The organism is Enterobacter cloacae complex sp. ECL414, from assembly GCF_021869685.1.
GTDB lineage: Bacteria > Pseudomonadota > Gammaproteobacteria > Enterobacterales > Enterobacteriaceae > Enterobacter > Enterobacter kobei.
Map to the genome: position 1 here is coordinate 68,488 of NZ_CP091481.1, position 18,867 is coordinate 87,354.

Consider the following 18,867-nt stretch of genomic DNA (forward strand, 5'->3'; position numbering starts at 1 on the left):
AATACCCGCTCATGAAACAATGGTTTAAAACCAATGTAACCGGTCTCAGCGCCCCCTACAGCGTGAAGGATGAATAAAAGATGAGCGAAGTATTGTCAGTAAAAGAGAAGATTGGCTACGGCATGGGAGACGCCGCCAGCCACATCATTTTTGATAACGTCATGTTGTATATGATGTTTTTCTACACCGATATTTTCGGCATTCCCGCCGGGTTTGTCGGCACCATGTTCCTGCTCGCCCGTGCGCTGGATGCAATCTCCGACCCATGTATGGGGCTGATTGCCGACCGCACCCGCAGCCGCTGGGGCAAGTTCCGCCCGTGGATTTTGTTCGGCGCCATCCCGTTCGGCATCGTCTGCGTGCTGGCCTATACCACGCCGGATCTCAGCCTCAACGGCAAAATGGTGTATGCCGCCATTACCTATACGCTGCTGACCCTGCTCTATACCGTGGTTAACATCCCGTACTGCGCATTGGGCGGGGTGATCACCAACGACCCGACGCAGCGTATCTCCCTGCAATCCTGGCGCTTCGTGCTGGCGACGGCGGGCGGCATGCTCTCCACGGTGCTGATGATGCCGCTGGTGAACCTGATCGGCGGCGACGATAAAGCGTTCGGCTTCCAGGGCGGGATCGCCGTCCTGTCGGTGGTCGCGTTCCTGATGCTGGCGTTCTGCTTCTTCACCACCAAAGAGCGCATCCAGGTGCCGCCGAGCACCACCGCCATGCGGGAAGATCTGCGCGACATCTGGCGGAACGATCAGTGGCGCATCGTTGGCGTGCTGACCATCCTCAACATCCTCGCCGTCTGCGTGCGCGGCGGCGCGATGATGTACTACTGCACCTGGATCATGGGCTCGCCGGAAGTGTTCGTCGCGTTCCTCACCACCTACTGCGTCGGCAACCTGATCGGCTCCGCGCTGGCGAAACCGCTCACCGACTGGAAGTGTAAGGTCAGCATCTTCTGGTGGACCAACGCCGCGCTGGCGGTGGTCAGCGTAGCGATGTTCTTTGTGCCGATGCATGCCACCGTGGTGATGTTCGCCTTTATCTTCGTCATCGGCGTGCTGCACCAGCTGGTGACGCCGATCCAGTGGGTGATGATGTCCGATACCGTCGACTATGGCGAATGGACCAACGGCAAACGTCTGACCGGGATCAGCTTTGCGGGCACGCTGTTCGTGCTGAAGCTTGGCCTGGCGCTGGGCGGGGCGATGATCGGCTGGATGCTGGCAGGCGGCGGCTACGACGCGGCAGCCAAAACCCAGAACAGCGCGACCATCAGCATCATTATCGGCCTTTTTACCCTGGCCCCGGCGGTCTGCTACGTGCTGAGCGCCATTATCGCCAAACGCTACTACACGCTGAAAACCCCCTTCCTGACCAAAATCCTGGGCGAGCTGGCGCAGGGTGCGCGCCGCAATCAGCAGGAGTTTGAAAACCTGCCGGTCAGCAAAGAATTGCAGAACTAAGAGGACGAAAGCATGAAAATCAGTGATGGAAACTGGCTTATTCAACCGGGTCTGAACGTGACGTATCCGGTACAGGTGTTCGACGTGGAGCAGCAGGGCAATGACCTGGTGGTGTACGTGGCGCCGCGCGACGTGCGTGAGCGCACCTGGCAGCTCGACACGCTCATGTTCACGGTGCGCCTGTTTGCCCCGCAGGAGGGGATTGTCGGGGTGCGCATCGAGCACTTCCAGGGCGCGCTGGACAACGGCCCGCACTATCCGCTGAACGTGCTGAAAGACGTGAAGGTCGAGATTGAAAACAACGCGGAATTTGCCGAGCTGAAAAGCGGCAGCGTCAGCGTGCGCGTCACCAAAGGGGAGTTCTGGGCTCTGGACTTCCTGCGCAACGGCCAGCGCATTACCGGCAGCCAGCTGAAAAACAACGGTTACGTGCAGGACACCAACACCGATCGCAACTACCTGTTTGAACGTCTCGACCTCGGCGTGGGCGAAACGGTCTACGGTCTGGGCGAGCGCTTCACCGCCCTGGTGCGCAACGGCCAGACGGTCGAAACGTGGAACCGCGACGGCGGCACCAGCACCGAGCAGTCCTACAAAAACATCCCGTTTTATCTGACCAACCGCGGCTACGGCGTGCTGGTGAATCACCCGGAAAATGTCTCGTTCGAAGTGGGTTCGGAGAAAGTCTCCAAAGTGCAGTTCAGCGTCGAAGGGGAGTATCTGGAGTACTTCGTGATCGACGGCCCGACGCCGAAAGAGGTGCTCAACCGCTATACGCGGTTCACCGGGCGTCCGGCGCTGCCGCCCGCGTGGTCGTTCGGCCTGTGGCTGACCACGTCGTTCACCACTAACTACGATGAGGCGACGGTTAACAGCTTTATCGACGGCATGGCCGAGCGCGATCTGCCGCTGCACGTCTTCCACTTCGACTGCTTCTGGATGAAGGCCTTCCAGTGGTGTGATTTTGAGTGGGACCCGGTGACCTTCCCGGATCCGGAAGGGATGATCCGCCGCCTGAAGGAGAAAGGGCTGAAGGTCTGCGTGTGGATTAACCCGTACATCGGCCAGAAGTCGCCGGTATTTCGCGAACTGAAAGAGAAGGGCTACCTGCTCAAGCGCCCGGACGGCTCCCTGTGGCAGTGGGATAAGTGGCAACCGGGGCTGGCAATTTATGACTTCACTAACCCGGAAGCGTGCCGGTGGTATGCCGACAAGCTGAAAGGCCTGGTGGACATCGGCGTCGACTGCTTTAAGACCGACTTTGGCGAGCGCATCCCGACGGACGTGCAGTGGTTTGACGGATCCGATCCACAGAAGATGCATAACCATTACGCCTACATCTACAACGAACTGGTGTGGAACGTGCTGAAAGAGACCGTGTGTGAGCAAGAGGCGGTGCTGTTTGCCCGCTCGGCGTCCGTCGGTGCGCAGCAGTTCCCCGTTCACTGGGGGGGGGACTGCTACGCCAACTACGAGTCGATGGCGGAAAGTCTGCGCGGCGGGCTGTCGATTGGCCTGTCCGGCTTTGGGTTCTGGAGCCACGATATCGGCGGATTTGAAAACACCGCCCCGGCGCACGTCTACAAGCGCTGGTGCGCGTTCGGGCTTTTATCCAGCCACAGCCGCCTGCACGGCAGTAAATCTTACCGCGTGCCGTGGGCGTACGATGACGAATCCTGCGACGTGGTGCGTCACTTTACGCAGCTGAAGTGCCGGATGATGCCGTATCTGTACCGTCAGGCGGCGCTGGCGCGCGAGTGCGGTACGCCGATGCTGCGGGCGATGATGCTGGAGTTCCCGGACGATCCGGCGTGCGATTATCTTGACCGCCAGTACATGCTGGGGGATGCGGTGATGGTCGCGCCGGTGTTCTCAGAGGAGGGCGATGTACAGTTCTGGCTACCTGAAGGACGCTGGACGCACCTGTGGCATAACGACGAAATTCAGGGTAGCCGCTGGCATAAGCAACAGCACGATTTCCGCAGCCTGCCAGTCTATGTGCGCGATAACACCCTGCTGGCGCTGGGCAATAACAGCCAGAAACCAGACTATGCGTGGAACGAGGGCACGGCCTTCCAGCTGTTTAACCTGGAGGATGGCGCAACGGCGGTGAGTGAAGTGCCTGCGGCGGACGGCGCGGTGGCGTTTACGCTGAAAGCGTCGCGAGAGGGCGATACCGTGACCCTGACCGGCGTGGGTGAGGCGCGAAACTGGTCGGTGTGCTTGCGCAACGTGCAGAAGGTGGGCGGCGTGAAAGGCGGTTCACATGCGGGAAGCGAGTGGGGCGTGGTGGTGAAAGCGGAGGAGAATGAGGTGGTGGTTCACCTCTGAGCAATAAAAATGCCCGGTGGCGCTTCGCTTACCGGGCCTACGGTAATTATGCGGTCTGATGCCCTCACCCTGACCCTCTCCCACAGGGAGAGGGAATAAAACCGCCACCCGGCTTATTTATTGCACGGGTGTTGAAACAATGCCACCCGTCATCGTCTGCTCTACCTGCTGTTTATCCATATTCACCGCGCTCAGCTTGCCGTTCACCGTCGGCTTCAGCGGCGCATTGGCCTGCACGCTACCGCTGGCGGTGAGTTGAATATTGCCATCGCCCGTCACCGGTAGCGCTGGCCAGCCCCACTGCTGCAGCACGTTGAGCGGCACGCCGCGCCCGTTAAGGCTTACGGTGGTTTGCCGTTGCGGCAACTGCGAAACCGTCGCCGTCGCTTCCAGAATGCCTTTCTCGGTAAATGCGCTCAGGTCGGTAATGTTCACCGTGGCGGCGTTGGCATTCAACGCCAGCGACGGACGGCGCACGTCCACGCGGTTAAAGGTCGCCGCCGCGCCGTTCAGGGTTGCGCTGCCGCTCCACACGCCCCACTGGCGGTCTTTCACCAGCTGCAGGTTGGCACCGTAGCCATCCAGGGAGGTGATCTGCCACGGGAAGGCGGGATCGATGTCGATCACCAGGTTGCGGCTCAGGCCGAATTTTTGCAGCGTGACGCTGTTCAGCCATTCCGGTAGCGGCTCCATCCACAGCGTTTTCCAGTTCTGCGGCAGGGTGTACTCCAGACCGGCGATGGCGACATCGTCCAGCACCAGCGCTTTGCCGTCGCGCAGCCAGTTGCCGGAGGTGCGCACCATGCCGCCTTCCCAGCGGGAGGTAAACTGGCGCAGCGCCATACCCTGCGGGGAAAACTCTGCGTTCAGGATCGGGTCAAACAGATGCAGCGAGCCGTAGATAAACTCGCTGGCGTTCATGGACAAACGCCCGTCCTGACTTTGCCAGTCGCCTTTGCTTATCGTCAGGTTGCGCAGGCTTAAATCGAGATCGGTCACCGCCCAGTCCGGGCCCTGCAGCCGGGCGTCGGTGACCTCCAGACGGCCTATTTGCAGAGAAGGGAGGGTGGCCAGCGGGGCAAAGAAGGCTGTCAGCGTGTTGTCGCTCTGCAGGCGGATCTCATTCAGACGCAGGGTGTCGATAACCCAGCTTCCGTCGGCGTTACGCAGGGCGGAGCCGGTGAGCGAACCGCGCGCCATATCGGCACCGATAGTGTTCAGCACCACCTCCTTGCCGTTAAGCTGGCCCTCAATTAACACGTTGGTGGCCGGGACGCCGTTGAGGGTCAGCGAGCCTGCGCTCATCTGTATCTGCGCATTTTTCCCCAGCACGTTGCCTGCTTCCGGCTGCCATGGGCTGACGCCGCCCGTCACCTTCTGCGCGCTCAGATCCCATTCGGTATTCGGGCTGTTAAAGGCCATATTGCTCAGTTGAAGACGATCGGCCTGCAAGGGCAGCGGTGCCGTCTGCGGCGATAGGTTCAGCGTGCCATCGAAAAGGGTAATGGTGTCCATATGCAGCGGATCGGTCACCTGACGGCTGCTCAGGCCGATATCAACTTTTTTGGCTACCAGCGTGGCAGGTTTACCGTCCCGCCCGAAGGTGACGTTTTCCAGAATAAGATGGGAAGGCGACGAAAAGCGGTGATTCATCTTGTCGAAACTGAGTTCGTAATCGGTATTCACCGTCACCCAGCTGCTGACCTGAGCCGCGCCCCAGCGGGTCTGGAGCAGAATATAGAGCGCCAGTATCACAATGAGCAGGGCTACCAGAAGATAGACGAGCAGCTTTCCAATAAATTTCATGGTCTTCCATCCCGCAAACGTACATAAGGGAGTTATGCACGATTTATGCGCAATCCTCAAGGCGGGAATGGTGTAAATAGATGTCACGGCAGGCATTGACTGCCTGCCGTGAAGGGGATCAGTTCTTTTCAGGCGGGAAAACGAGGTTCAGCACAATAGCGGTGATACCGCCCGCGGCGATGCCGGAAGAGAGCAGGTTTTTCACCCAGTCAGGGGCAAACTGCAGGATCAGCGGCTGCTGAGAAACGCCCAGACCTACGGCCAGCGACAGCGCGATAATCATGATCGCCCGGCGGTTCAGCGGTTCGCGGGAGACGATACGCACCCCGGACGCTGCGATAGTCCCGAACATCACCAGCGTTGCGCCACCCAGCACCGGCTCAGGAATGTGCTGCACAAAGCCGCTCACTGCCGGGAACAGGCCGAGGACGATCAGCATCAGCGCCACCACAAAACCCACGTAGCGGCTGGCGACGCCGGTCAGCTGGATCACGCCGTTGTTCTGGCCGAAGCAGGAGTTCGGGAAGGTATTGAATACCGCAGAAACAAACGAGTTCAGGCCGTTCGCCAGCACGCCGCCTTTCAGGCGCTTCATGTACAGCGGGCCGGACACCGGCTGCTCGGAGACGTCGGAGGTAGCGGTGATATCGCCGATGGTCTCCAGAGAGGTGATCATAAAGACCAGCATCAGCGGCAGGAGCAGACCCCAGTCAATGCCCAGACCGTAGTACAGCGGCGTGGGGACGGTGATCAGCGCGCTGTTGGTCGGTGCGGTGTTCTCCGGCAACATGCCCAGCGCCCACGCCAGCAGATAACCGGCTGCCATGGCGATCACCAGAGAAGCCACGCGCAGGTAAGGGTTACGCTGGCGGTTCAGCAGAATAATGATCGCCAGCACGACGCCCGCCAGCAGCAGGTTTTTCGGCGCGCCGAAGGTATGGTCGCTCATTGCGGCATAGCCGCCGCCGATGGAGGTGAGGCCGACCTGAATCAGCGACAGGCCGATAATCATCACCACCACGCCGGAGACCAGCGGGGTAATGACGCGGCGCGCCAGATGCAGCACGCGGGAGATGACCATCTCCGTGCAGCTTGCCAGCATCAGGGTGCCGAACAGCGCCGCCATCATGGTCGGGACATCCGCACCGCCGGTTTTCAGGGCTGTGCCGCCCATGATCAGCGGTGCCACGAAGTTAAAGCTGGTACCCTGGATCGACAATAATCCCGACCCCACCGGACCCCACGCTTTAATTTGAATAATTGAGGCCACGCCAGAGGCGAAGAGGGACATACTGATGATGTGCTGCGTATCCTGCGCCGGTAAACCGAGCGCCTGGCAGATCAGCAGCGCCGGGGTGATCACCGCGACAAACATCGCCAGAAGATGCTGGCAGGCCGCGAAAAGCGTCTGAGGCAGTGGCGGGCGATCTTCAAGGCGGTAAATCAGTTCGCTATTTTGCTTCTGCGCAATCGGTTGCGCATCAGGCGACTCTATGGTGTTAACGGACATCGGCGGCAATCCCACGGTGGAAAAGCGGGCATTTTATCTGACCACCTGGTAAAAGCAAACGATTGCCAGCAAAAAAAGGGAAGAAAATCTGCCGTTGTGAGCAGGTTTTCTACAACCCGTCGGGAAAAAAAATTACACTTTTTGCGCCGGTGGCTCATGAAGAGCGCAAACCGGCCAGGATAACGCCGCGTGTGTATGGAACACGCGCATAACAGGAGCCTTTTATGATTCATCTCGATACGTTGTCGACCCTTGTTGCCGCAACGCTGGTTCTGCTGCTTGGTCGCAAGCTGGTACACAGTGTTTCCTTTCTGAAAAAGTACACCATTCCTGAACCTGTCGCCGGTGGTTTGCTGGTGGCGCTGGCCCTGCTGGTACTGAAAAAAAGCATGGGCTGGGAAATTGATTTTGATATGTCCCTGAAAGATCCGCTGATGCTGGCCTTCTTTGCCACCATCGGCCTGAACGCCAACCTGGCGAGCCTGCGCTCTGGCGGTAAGGTGCTCGGCGTATTTCTGATTGTGGTGGTGGGACTGCTGCTGATGCAAAACGCCATTGGCATCGGCATGGCGACGCTGCTGGGGCTGGATCCGCTGATGGGTCTGCTGGCGGGTTCGATTACCCTGTCAGGCGGCCATGGTACTGGAGCCGCGTGGAGTAAGCTGTTTATCGAGCGTTACGGCTTTGAAAACGCAACGGAAGTGGCGATGGCCTGCGCAACCTTTGGTCTGGTGCTGGGTGGCCTGATTGGCGGCCCGGTGGCCCGTTATCTCGTTAAACATTCCACCACGCCGAATGGCAGACCGGACGATGAAATGGTGCCCACCGCGTTCGAAAAGCCGGATGTCGGGCGCAGCATCACCTCGCTGGTACTGATTGAAACCATCGCGATGATTGCCATCTGCCTGACCGTGGGCAAAGTGGTTGCGCAATGGCTGGCGGGTACAGCGTTTGAACTTCCGACCTTTGTCTGCGTGTTGTTTATCGGGGTCATTCTGAGCAACGGTCTGGCGCTGATGGGCTTCTACCGCGTGTTTGAACGTGCGGTATCGGTGCTCGGTAACGTCTGTCTGTCGCTGTTCCTGGCGATGGCGCTGATGAGCCTCAAACTGTGGGAGCTGGCCTCGCTGGCGCTGCCGATGGTGGCGATTCTGGCGGTGCAGGCACTGTTTATGGCGCTGTACGCCATGTTCGTGACCTGGCGCCTGATGGGGAAAAACTACGATGCAGCGGTGCTGGCAGCGGGCCACTGCGGGTTTGGTCTGGGGGCAACCCCAACGGCTATTGCCAACATGCAGGCGATCACCGAACGGTTTGGGCCATCGCACATGGCGTTTCTGGTGGTGCCAATGGTCGGGGCGTTCTTTATTGATATCGTCAACGCGCTGGTGATTAAGCTGTACCTGATGCTGCCGATGTTTGCCTGAAATCAGGCGTTGGAATAGCGCTCGGTTTCCGGCATCCAGCGCTCAATTAACGCTGCCGCCTGTTCGGGGTAGCGTTCATGAATATGGCGTGCGAGGCGTTGAACTTCCGGGATCATGGCCTGATCGCGCAGCAAATCCGCCACCTTAAATTCGGCATTTCCCGTCTGACGCGTGCCCAGCAATTCGCCCGGGCCGCGTATCTCAAGGTCTTTTTGTGCAATCACAAAACCGTCGTTGCTGTCGCGCAGCACCTGCAAACGCATCTGGGCAGTTTTTGAGAGCGGCGCTTTATAGAGCAGCACGCAGTGGGAGGCCACTGCGCCACGCCCAACGCGCCCACGCAGCTGGTGGAGCTGAGCAAGGCCAAGACGCTCCGGGTTTTCGATGATCATCAGGCTGGAGTTGGGGACGTCGACGCCCACTTCAATAACCGTCGTCGCGACCAGTAAATGCAGCTCACCCTGTTTGAACGCCTGCATCACCGCCTGTTTTTCGGCAGGCTTCATGCGCCCGTGAACCAGACCCACGTTTAGCTCCGGCAGCGCCAGCTTTAGCTCTTCCCACGTTGCTTCAGCAGCCTGCGCTTCAAGCAGTTCTGACTCTTCAATCAGGGTGCAGACCCAATAGGCCTGACGCCCTTCGTGGGTACAGGCGTTGCGCACGCGGTCGATGATATCGCTGCGGCGAGTATCCGGTATGGCGACCGTCGTGACCGGAGTACGCCCCGGCGGCAGTTCATCGATGGTGGAGGTATCCAGATCGGCATAGGCGGTCATCGCCAGGGTGCGCGGGATTGGCGTGGCGGTCATGATCAGCTGATGCGGATGGAAGCCCTGCTGTAGCCCTTTTTCCCACAGCGCCAGACGTTGATGCACGCCGAAGCGGTGCTGTTCGTCGATAATCACCAGCGCAAGGCCGTTAAACTGTACCTGCTCCTGGAAGATAGCGTGTGTGCCGACAATCATCTGCACCTGGCCGCTGGCGATGGCTTCCTGCTGCGCAAGACGCGCTTTGCCTTTTTGCTTCCCGGCAAGCCAGCCTACCTCAATCCCGAGCGGCGCGAACCAGGCGCGGAAATTATTGGCGTGCTGTTCAGCCAGCAGCTCAGTCGGCGCCATCAGCGCCACCTGTTTACCGTGGGCAATCGCGCGCAGTGCTGCCAGGGCGGCAACCAGAGTTTTACCGGACCCGACGTCGCCCTGCACCAGGCGCATCATCGGCACGTCGAGGGCCATATCGCGTTCAATCTCGGCCGTTACGCGCGCTTGTGCGCCGGTCGGCTTAAACGGCAGAGAGGCCAGCAGCTTATCTTTGAGCGCATCATTCTGGCTTAACGGCTGAGCGTGGAAACGCTGCGCGCCTGCGCGAAGCGCCAGCATGCTCAGGTTATGTGCCAGTAATTCCTCAAGGATAAGACGCCGTTGTGCGGGATGTTTGCCGCTTTCTAAATCGCTGAGCTGTAATGTGGGTGGTGGACGATGCAGTGTGCGCAATGCTTCGGGCAGGCTCATCATGCCCTGTGCCAGCTCGGGGGGCAGAAGTTCGGTAATCGCGCAGGTATCCAGCAGCTCCAGCGCCTGATCGGTGAGTTTACGCAGCGTTGCCTGCTTAATGCCTTCAGTCGTCGGGTAAACCGGCGTAAGCGTCTCCTGCAGTTCCGGTGTGCTGAGGTCGCCCTGCACGCGGTACTCCGGGTGGATCATCTCTGCGCCGTATTTACCGCGTTTGGCTTCGCCATAGGCCAGCACTCGGCGGCCTGTCGCCAGGCTGTTTTTCATCGCTGCGCTGAAGTTGAAAAAACGCATGGTGAGAATGCCGGTACCGTCGCTGATCTGACAGGTCATCATCCGGCGTCCACCAAACGTGATGTTGCAGTTCAGGACTTCGCCTTCAACGGTGGCGTAAATGGCAGGCAGCAGATCGCCAATTTTGTAGAGCTGAGTGCGGTCTTCGTAACGCAGAGGGAGGTGCAGGAGGAGATCCTGCACGGTATGCAGGCCAATTTTTGCCAGCTTACTGCTTTGCGCCGCGCCCACGCCCGTCAGGCTATTGAGCGGAATGGCATCCAGCAGGCGGCCTTTCATCAGTTACCCGGCGTACTGCATGGTGGACCACCACTCGGCATCGGCTTCAATTTCGCCCTGCGCGTTGACGTGGGGGTAAGGCAATTTTTTCTGCTTCGCGACGCGAGCCAGCACCGGATAACCGCCTTCAAACAGCAGGCGCTGCTGTTCCTCTTCCGGCAGCATACTGTTGCTGCGCTCGTACATTCCGGCGTTCTGGCGCTGGCGCTGCGCTTCATACAGAATCAGCGCAGAGGCAACCGACACGTTCAGGGACTGAACCATACCGATCATCGGGATGATGATGTCCTGATCCGCCAGATCCAGCGCTTCCTGGGTGATCCCGGTTTTCTCCTGCCCCATCAAAATGCAGGTTGGGCGGGTGTAGTCGATCTCGCGGAAATCCACAGCTTTAGCAGAAAGGTGAGTCGCAAGAACCTGCATACCGCGGCCTTTCAGGTGCGATACGGCTTCACCAATCGTCTGATGCGTTTTGACGGATACCCAGCTGTTGCTGCCTGCGGCAGCAGACACCATGTTTCGCATGCGGGTGCCCGGCCAGACGGCGTGCACTTCATGCACGCCGACGGCGTCTGCGGTACGAACGATAGCAGAGACGTTATGAGGCTTATGAACCTGCTCCATGCAGACCGTCAGGTCAGGCTGACGCCTGGCGAGCATTTCGCAGATACGTGTATAACGTTGTGAATTCATAAACCTAGTTTCGGTTTCGGGTAACTTTAATCACGTCCGGCATGACGCGGATCTTGCGCATAATATTCGCCAGATGCACGCGGTCGCGGGCGGTCAGACGAATAAAGGCGCTATAAACGCGGCCGTCTTTTTCTTCCGTATTCAGGCTCTGAATGTTGGACGAGGCCGTGTTGATCGCTGCCGTCAGGTTTGCCAGGGCACCCTGGTGATTGAACATATCCACCTTAATTTCGGTGATAAATTCCTGCGCCGTCTCTTTGTCCCACTCGACCGCCATAAACTTCTCGGCTTCTTTCTGGTAGCCGCGAATGTTACGACAGGATTCATGGTGGATAACCAGCCCTTTGCCGGGGCTGACGTGCGCAATAATCGGGTCACCGGGGATTGGACGGCAACATTTTGCGAAGGTGATCAGCACCCCGTCCGCGCCTTTGATTGGCAGATGAGCGTGGCCGGATGCGCCAGGAGCAGAAGGTATCGCTTCGCCCTGCTGCAGGTTTTTCGCCACCACGACGCTCATGGCGTTACCGAGACCAATTTCCGCCAGCAGATCGTCCAGAGACGTGAGCTTCATACGGTCGAGTTCGCGCTGGATATGCTCTGGTGGAATTTCAGCCAGCTTACGGCTACCGCCCAACGCGTGGTTGAGCAGACGGCGTCCCAGGCTGACGGAGTCGTCGCGCTTGAGGTTTTTCAGCAACTGGCGAATTTTGGCGCGCGCTTTGGAGCTCACCACAAAGTTCAGCCAGGCCGCGTTCGGGCGTGCGCCCGGTGCGGTAATAATTTCTACCGTCTGGCCGCTGGAGAGCGGCTGAGACAGCGGATAAGGCTGTCTGTCGACGCGTGCGCCCACGCAGGCATGCCCGATATCGGTATGTACTGCGTAAGCAAAGTCGACCGGCGTTGCGCCCGCAGGCAGTTCGACAATCCGACCTTCTGGGGTGAAAACGTAAATCTCATCCGGGAAGAGATCGGATTTCACGCTCTCGATAAATTCAAAGGAGCTACCCGCACTCTGCTGCAGTTCCAGCAGGCTCTGCATCCAGCGCTGGGCGCGGATCTGTGCAGTCGTGCTGCTTTCGCCACCGTGCTCTTTATACGCCCAGTGCGCGGCGACACCCATCTCTGCCATCTGGTCCATGTCTTCGGTGCGGATCTGCACTTCGACAGGCACGCCGTGTGGACCGATCATCGAGGTATGCAAAGATTGATAGCCGTTCGCTTTTGGAATGGCGATGTAATCTTTCATGCGCCCCGGACGCGGTTTGTAGAGGCTGTGCATCTGCCCCAGCACGCGATAGCAGGTGTCGGCATCGTGGACGATCACGCGGAACGCGTAAATATCCATGATCGAGTGAAAACGCTGCTCTTTGAGCACCATTTTGCAGTAAATCGAGTACAGATGTTTCTCGCGACCGCTGACGCGGCACGGAATACCCGCTTCCTGTAAACGCCCTTCAATTTCCGAGAGGATCTTTTGAATCATCTCTTTACGGTTACCGCGTGCGGCTTTCACCACCTCTTTAATGACGCGATAGCGGTTCGGGTATAACGCTTCAAAACCCAGCTCTTCCAGCTCGGTTTTAATGTGGTGAATACCTAAACGGTGCGCCAGCGGACTGTAAATTTCCAGGGTTTCACGAGCAATGCGGCGACGCTTGTCCGGGCGAAGTGAGCCCAGCGTGCGCATGTTGTGGGTACGGTCAGCGAGTTTGATGAGAATGACGCGGATATCCTGCACCATCGCCATAATCATCTTGCGGAAGTTTTCGGCTTGCGCCTCTTTCTTGTCGCGGAATTTCAGCTTATCAAGCTTAGAGACCCCTTCCACCAGTTCGGCAACGCTTTTGCCAAACAGCTGTTCCATATCCTGGTAGGTGGCAGGGGTATCTTCGATCACGTCATGCAGCAGAGCAGCCATCAGCGTTTCGTAGTCGAGTTTCATCTCGGCCAGAATGCAGGCTACCGCAACAGGGTGCGTGATGTAGGGTTCACCGCTTGAACGTGTCTGGCCCTCGTGAGCGTCACGTGCAACGAGATACGCCTGCTGAAGACGCTTAATCTGGTCTTCAGGCAGGTAGGTTTGAATCAGTTGATTCAGGCTTTCAAACAGATACAAGGGCGACCCGCAGGTTTAATTAACGACGACCTTCAGCAATGGCGGTTACGGCCTGCAGTTCTGCGGCTTCCTGCTCTTGCTGCTCCTGGCGCTCACGCACGTCGAGGATCTGGTTGTTGATCAGACCTTCTTCGATTTCGCGAAGTGCAATAACGGTGGTTTTATCGTTTTCTTCCGGTACCAGCGGATCTTTACCGCCTACCTGCATCTGACGAGCGCGACGCGCGGCGACCAGTACCAGGTCAAAACGGTTACCAATTTTCTCTACAGCGTCCTGAACAGTTACGCGTGCCATACTTAAAATGCTCCACAGGTGAAGAAATGACTGGGCATGATACTGAAAGTGGGTTCAGTCTGCCAACAGTTTGGTGATTAATGCGTCATGTCGCTGCTTCTGGCGGCTCATACGCAGACGTTCTGCGCGAAGGATGGTTTTGAGATCGCTCAGCGCGGCATCAAAATCATCATTCACAATAAGGTAATCATATTCCGCGTAATGGCTCATTTCTGCAACTGCCTGGGCCATACGCTTTGCAATCACGTCTTCGCTGTCCTGACCGCGGCCACGCAGACGGCGATCCAGCTCATCTTTCGATGGCGGTAAAATAAAGATACTGCGTGACTCCGGCATTTTCTTACGAATTTGCTGTGCGCCCTGCCAGTCGATATCCAGGAAGACATTCACGCCCGTGGCCAGAACCTGCTCAATGGTTTCACGCGAGGTACCGTAGTAGTTACCAAACACTTCAGCGTGTTCAAGAAACGCATCCCTGGCGATCATCGCTCTGAACTCGTCGTGATCCACAAAGAAATAGTGTTCACCGTGCACTTCACCCGGACGCGGCTGACGCGTGGTGTGAGAAACAGATACCTGTGTGTCGTACAACGGTTGGGTTTTTAACAGTGCCTGAATAAGGCTGGATTTACCCGCGCCACTAGGGGCAGAAACAATATAAAGCGTGCCTTGAGCCATGAGAGTCTTTTGTATGTGTTAGCGAAGAAGTCCTACATACGGGCTTATTATACACGTCGGCGCAGTGTGACGTAGCCTTTGTCACACTTTTTCCCCTGGATTATTGAATTTTGCGTACCGTTTTCAGGTTTTACCCGCGGTTTGCTGCAATAAAAATGAATACTGGATAGCGTCTCGCATGATGAGAAGTTGTTATTAGCCATGTTTCTCACGTCAGGTTATACCTCCGGCATTGCAAAGGAGGGGTAGCGATGTGGCGATGGATAAGCGGGTTAATGCTGTTGTGGTGTGGTTATGGGGCGGCGGTGTGTCCGGTGTGGTCACAGGCTAAAGCCGGAAAAGAGATTGCATCCTTAAGCGCACAGATCAAACGCTGGGATGAAGCCTACTGGAAGCAGGGCGTCAGCGAGGTCAACGACGAGGTATACGACCAGCTCAACGGACGCTTAGCCCAGTGGCAGCGCTGTTTTGGCCATGATCTCTCAGAGAACACCTTACCTGCGCTGACGGGAAGCGTAAAACATCCTGTTGCCCATACGGGGGTGCATAAGGCCGCCAGCAAAGAAGCGCTAGGTCAGTGGATGCGAGGCCAGAAAAATCTCTGGATGCAGCCAAAAGTCGACGGCGTGGCGGTGACGCTGGTGTATCGCAACGGAAAGCTCACCCAGGCTATCAGTCGTGGTAATGGGTTAAAAGGTGAGGACTGGACCGCTCGCGTGCGTTTGATTCCGTCAGTGCCTAAAGAGGTATCCGGCGCGCTGGCAAACAGCGTCCTGCAGGGGGAGCTTTTCTGGATGCGCGAGAATCACATTCAGCGGCAGATGGGCGGAATGAATGCACGCGCAAAAGTGGCGGGAGCGATGATGCGGCAGAACGACGGTGCGCTTCTGAACCAGACAGGAATATTTATCTGGGCCTGGCCGGATGGTCCGAAAGAGATGAAAAGTATGCTTTCTGCGCTGTCCGGAGCAGGGTTTTCCATGACGGCGTCCTATACCTTGCCCACCCGAACGGTTGTTGAAGTTGAAAAGCAGCGTTTGGCCTGGCAAAACACAGCATTACCCTTTGCCACGGATGGCATTGTGGTTCGGTCCGCGGAGTCGCCTTCAGGGGAGCGCTGGCTGCCTGGCGAAGGCAACTGGGTCATGGCGTGGAAATATCCGCCAGTTGCGCAGGTTGCTGAGGTCAGGGATATTCATTTTTCAGTTGGGCGTACGGGTAAAATTTCCGTCGTGGCGGCGCTGGAGCCGGTGCAACTGGATGATAAACAGGTACAGCGGGTGAGCCTGGGGTCGGTTGGACGCTGGCAGAGGCTGGATATTGCCCCTGGCGATCAGATCCAGGTGAGCCTTGCCGGGCTGGGTATCCCACGGTTTGATAAGGTTATCTGGCGAGGGACGGACAGACAAAAACCAGAACCACCGGCCTCGCGTTTTCACTCCCTGAGCTGTTTTTATGCTTCGCCAGAGTGTATGGAACAGTTCTTCGCCCGGTTGACGTGGCTCAGTTCTAAGCAGGTATTCAACATTGAAGGATTAGGCGAGTCAGGCTGGCGAACACTCTGGCAGGCGCATCGTTTTGAACATCTCTTCTCATGGTTGCTCTTAACGCAGGCGCAGCTCCAGTCTACGCCGGGGTTTTCTCCAGCGCGGGGGCTGGCGATCTGGCATCGCTTCAACCTGGTACGTGAACAACCTTTTATCCACTGGATGATGGCGTTGGGTGCGCCATTGCCACAAGCCTCGCTGAAGGCGTTGGGGGATATGTCATGGCAACAGATGCGTGAACGCAGCGCAAAGGCGTGGCAGGCCTTGCCGGGTACGGGGGAAGAGAGGGCGCGGAAAATTGTCGCATTCATTCACGATCCTGGCGTTGCCATCCTGGCGACGTGGCTCGGCAAACAGGGTCTGCCAGGATTTTAGAGTGAGCTTGCTTTAGCTTTGCGCCAGGGGGTATGCCTGTCTGGCGAACTGAAGGTTTCGCGAAGCTGATCGTAGTCATAGATGTGACGGCCGCCATCAATCACCGGGATAAGCGTGGGAGCCTGGTAGCACGCTTCAAGTACCGAACTGCACTGATCAACACCCGTTGTGATTCCAAGCCACGTTAACATCAATTCATAATTGCTTGCCGTGGGCCACGGTTCATGTATCCAACCCACCGCTCTTTTTTGAGTATTCAGGGCTTGCTGGCTGTACCAGATAAACTGGGGGACCTGGTAAGCTTCTTTGCTTGGATTACGTGAGCCATGCATATAGATAGAATTCAGTTGCGGGTTTTTTTCCAGTCCATGGTCTGAAAAATAGAGCAGAGAGGATGTGCTACCCTGCAGGCGTTTAGTCACTTCGCCAATGAAAGAGTCGGTAAACAAAATCGCGTTATTGTAGCAATCTTCATATTTGTTGCCGGAGTGCAGAATATTGGCGGATGCGGGGTACCGATCGCAGGCCATCTCGTGACTGCCGTTTATATGTAGAAAAATCAATTTCTTGCCGGGGGTTTTAAGCGCCTCATCAAGGGCAGGTAAAAGCTCGGAGTCATAACGCGTGTCAATCCACTGGGCTTTTTGGCTGACAGAGGCAATGGCCACAATGTAATTATTGCTCTTGCCTGTATTACCCTGGGCGCTAATCCATTCCGTGTGATAACCCGTTTGATTAGCAAGGCTAACGATATTGTCAGCAAGCTTATCGGCGGTGAAGTGGTCCGGATCCGCTTTACTTAATATCATCGGCACGGAAAGAACGGTGGCTGACGCGGGGGCAATAGCATTGCTAAAAATGAGGGCATTCTTAGTCAGCCTGGATTCCACTGGCGTGGTCTCCTGGTTAAAACCGTAAAGCTGCATATTGCTGCGACGTGCGGATTCACCTACGATAACAACATAATTTTCGATGCCTGTTTCATGATGCTGCAACGCAGGATAATTGATACTGTGCTGACTGATTTTCTGTGCCAGCGCGTTATCACGATGAGCAATAATAAACTCTGCGCCGATGTAAAACGGTGTATTGGTTAAAATCCGGGAGCTTAGGGGATAATAAACTTCAAGGTCGTGGCGTTTTTTTAGCCAGCTTGCCGTTGAGTACCATCCCAAATAAACGGCAAGCAGAACGAATCCGACGGTTTTTACCCGGGAAGAAGCATGCTCGCCAGCGGATTGGATTGCGTACCAGGTGACAATAAAGTAAGCAACCGCGGCTGGTAAACAGTGAAGGTATAAACCCGACATGCTTTTTGCCTCGGCTACGTGAGTGCCGAGCATACTCATCGCAAATACAGTGTTAAATTCGCTCTGGTAGACACTCCATGTACTGTAAGCAATCGCAAAATTTAACGTGAGCAGGGCGGTTAAAGCAAATGCGACCATCTTGCCGGAAAGCGAGCGATAGATCGCTGCGGCACAAATCAGTAACAGCGCATTACAAATCGCAATGCGCACTGCGAATCGGGCAGGTTGCGTTAAAAATACAGGCCATAATTGAATTAGCACGGAAACGAGCAGCAATATTAAAAAATGACTGCTGAGTTTTTTATGAATAATCAGTGCTGACGTTTTGGCAAAGGACATTGTTTTAACGCAAATTAATGGGGGGAAAGGTGCGATAGTTTATCGCAATTGCCCCGGTAAAATGAGATAACAAAAAGTGCTTTTTACTACTTTGTTGTAGCTTTGTTGAGAATTCAATGTGTGTCCTGCGTGTAATGAAAAATGGGCAATCCCAGTTTTAAGCGCAGCGCCAGCAAGCGAGCCGTAAAGCCAAATATTAACGTAGCAATGATCACAACATCATGGCTCGAAACATAGTGTTGTAAAGCAATATACAGAACGGCAGAGGCGAAGGATATCCCGGCGTAAAGCTCTTTCTGAAAAACCAGCGGAATGCGCTTGCAGAACATATCACGCAATACGCCACCAAACACGCCTGTTACGACTGCGGCGATAGTGGCAATGACCGGACTTTCGCCCATATCCAGCGCGATTTGCGCCCCTATGATGGAGAAAACCACAAGACCCAAAGCGTCAAGGACTAAAAACAGACGGCGAAGATGGGGCATAACCGGCGCAACGATGGTGGTCAACACAGCGGCAATCGCCACAATAACAATGTATTCAGGGTTTTTTACCCAGCCAAGCGGATAGTGTCCCAACAGGATATCACGTACCGATCCACCACCCAGTGCTGTGGCAGTAGCAATAATGATCACCCCAAACGTATCCATACGTCGACGACCAGCAGCGAGTGCTCCAGTCATGGCTTCGGCTGTGATCCCTACGAGATAAAGAATATGTAGCAGCATGTCTTCCCCCAGCATGTTGGGCGGCAGAGTAGCGTTTTGTGCAGCGGGTCACTATTTAGTTTTTTTTGTGTGAGCGACAATGACCTACTTATTTTAATCCAAAAACAGTTCATGCGCCGTCTTTATGGCGTCAATGTGTTTATGAATACA

13 protein-coding genes are annotated in these 18,867 nt (G+C 56.5%); 4 read left to right on the top strand and 9 right to left on the bottom strand.

Annotation, left to right across the window (positions count from 1 at the left end):
* Positions 1-80 precede the first annotated feature (80 nt).
* Positions 81-1,472, top strand: coding sequence for a glycoside-pentoside-hexuronide family transporter (locus L3068_RS00355; protein ID WP_023331710.1), 1,392 nt, complete (start codon positions 81-83; stop codon positions 1,470-1,472).
* Between the two features lie 12 nt (positions 1,473-1,484).
* Positions 1,485-3,803 carry an alpha-xylosidase gene (gene yicI / locus L3068_RS00360; protein ID WP_117582005.1) on the top strand — a complete coding sequence of 773 codons (2,319 nt, stop codon included), beginning with the start codon at positions 1,485-1,487 and terminating at the stop codon, positions 3,801-3,803.
* Between the two features lie 117 nt (positions 3,804-3,920).
* Here the strand turns inward: yicI and L3068_RS00365 are convergent, their stop codons facing one another.
* Entirely contained in the window at positions 3,921-5,609 is a 1,689-nt protein-coding gene (locus tag L3068_RS00365; RefSeq protein ID WP_032629635.1) for an AsmA family protein, read from the bottom strand.
* Positions 5,610-5,727: 118 nt separating this feature from the next.
* Positions 5,728-7,119 carry a xanthine/proton symporter XanP gene (xanP, locus tag L3068_RS00370; protein ID WP_014881972.1) on the bottom strand — a complete coding sequence of 464 codons (1,392 nt, stop codon included), beginning with the start codon at positions 7,117-7,119 and terminating at the stop codon, positions 5,728-5,730.
* Positions 7,120-7,343: 224 nt separating this feature from the next.
* Between xanP and gltS the strand changes: the two genes are divergently transcribed.
* Entirely contained in the window at positions 7,344-8,546 is a 1,203-nt protein-coding gene (gene gltS / locus L3068_RS00375; RefSeq protein ID WP_014881973.1) for a sodium/glutamate symporter, read from the top strand.
* 2 nt (positions 8,547-8,548) lie between these two features.
* Here the strand turns inward: gltS and recG are convergent, their stop codons facing one another.
* From recG to gmk, 5 genes are read right to left on the bottom strand one after another with little or no spacing between them, the layout of a single operon-like run.
* Positions 8,549-10,630: an ATP-dependent DNA helicase RecG gene (recG, locus tag L3068_RS00380; RefSeq protein WP_032635294.1), complete on the bottom strand. Its 2,082-nt coding sequence runs from the start codon at positions 10,628-10,630 to the stop codon at positions 8,549-8,551.
* Positions 10,631-10,633: 3 nt separating this feature from the next.
* Complete coding sequence (gene trmH / locus L3068_RS00385; RefSeq protein ID WP_014881975.1) at positions 10,634-11,323, bottom strand: tRNA (guanosine(18)-2'-O)-methyltransferase TrmH; 690 nt, start codon at positions 11,321-11,323, stop codon at positions 10,634-10,636.
* Between the two features lie 4 nt (positions 11,324-11,327).
* Positions 11,328-13,442, bottom strand: a complete 2,115-nt coding sequence (gene spoT, locus L3068_RS00390) for a bifunctional GTP diphosphokinase/guanosine-3',5'-bis pyrophosphate 3'-pyrophosphohydrolase (protein WP_014881976.1) — start codon at positions 13,440-13,442, stop codon at positions 11,328-11,330.
* A gap of 19 nt (positions 13,443-13,461) precedes the next feature.
* Positions 13,462-13,737 carry a DNA-directed RNA polymerase subunit omega gene (gene rpoZ / locus L3068_RS00395; RefSeq protein ID WP_000135058.1) on the bottom strand — a complete coding sequence of 92 codons (276 nt, stop codon included), beginning with the start codon at positions 13,735-13,737 and terminating at the stop codon, positions 13,462-13,464.
* Positions 13,738-13,791: 54 nt separating this feature from the next.
* Complete coding sequence (gene gmk / locus L3068_RS00400) at positions 13,792-14,415, bottom strand: guanylate kinase (RefSeq protein WP_014881977.1); 624 nt, start codon at positions 14,413-14,415, stop codon at positions 13,792-13,794.
* A gap of 251 nt (positions 14,416-14,666) precedes the next feature.
* On the opposite strand from gmk, the gene ligB reads away from it, so the two are divergent.
* A complete protein-coding gene (gene ligB, locus L3068_RS00405) occupies positions 14,667-16,337 on the top strand; it encodes an NAD-dependent DNA ligase LigB (RefSeq protein WP_117582003.1) in 1,671 nt (556 codons plus the stop codon).
* Here ligB and L3068_RS00410 read toward each other — a convergent pair.
* Complete coding sequence (locus L3068_RS00410; RefSeq protein ID WP_047343848.1) at positions 16,334-17,986, bottom strand: phosphoethanolamine transferase; 1,653 nt, start codon at positions 17,984-17,986, stop codon at positions 16,334-16,336. The genes ligB and L3068_RS00410 overlap by 4 nt on opposite strands.
* A gap of 113 nt (positions 17,987-18,099) precedes the next feature.
* The gene (locus L3068_RS00415; protein ID WP_050863103.1) at positions 18,100-18,717 is read right to left on the bottom strand and encodes a trimeric intracellular cation channel family protein; all 618 of its coding nucleotides are present in this window, start codon (positions 18,715-18,717) and stop codon (positions 18,100-18,102) included.
* Positions 18,718-18,867: the final 150 nt, after the last annotated feature.

Coding starts and splice junctions, on each gene's coding strand:
- xanP (WP_014881972.1), bottom strand. CDS start 7,119: ATGTCCGTTAACACCATAGAGTCGCCTGATGCGCAACCGATTGCGCAG.
- L3068_RS00365 (WP_032629635.1), bottom strand. CDS start 5,609: ATGAAATTTATTGGAAAGCTGCTCGTCTATCTTCTGGTAGCCCTGCTC.
- L3068_RS00355 (WP_023331710.1), top strand. CDS start 81: ATGAGCGAAGTATTGTCAGTAAAAGAGAAGATTGGCTACGGCATGGGA.
- rpoZ (WP_000135058.1), bottom strand. CDS start 13,737: ATGGCACGCGTAACTGTTCAGGACGCTGTAGAGAAAATTGGTAACCGT.
- L3068_RS00415 (WP_050863103.1), bottom strand. CDS start 18,717: ATGCTGCTACATATTCTTTATCTCGTAGGGATCACAGCCGAAGCCATG.
- gmk (WP_014881977.1), bottom strand. CDS start 14,415: ATGGCTCAAGGCACGCTTTATATTGTTTCTGCCCCTAGTGGCGCGGGT.
- yicI (WP_117582005.1), top strand. CDS start 1,485: ATGAAAATCAGTGATGGAAACTGGCTTATTCAACCGGGTCTGAACGTG.
- gltS (WP_014881973.1), top strand. CDS start 7,344: ATGATTCATCTCGATACGTTGTCGACCCTTGTTGCCGCAACGCTGGTT.
- recG (WP_032635294.1), bottom strand. CDS start 10,630: ATGAAAGGCCGCCTGCTGGATGCCATTCCGCTCAATAGCCTGACGGGC.
- trmH (WP_014881975.1), bottom strand. CDS start 11,323: ATGAATTCACAACGTTATACACGTATCTGCGAAATGCTCGCCAGGCGT.
- L3068_RS00410 (WP_047343848.1), bottom strand. CDS start 17,986: ATGTCCTTTGCCAAAACGTCAGCACTGATTATTCATAAAAAACTCAGC.
- ligB (WP_117582003.1), top strand. CDS start 14,667: ATGTGGCGATGGATAAGCGGGTTAATGCTGTTGTGGTGTGGTTATGGG.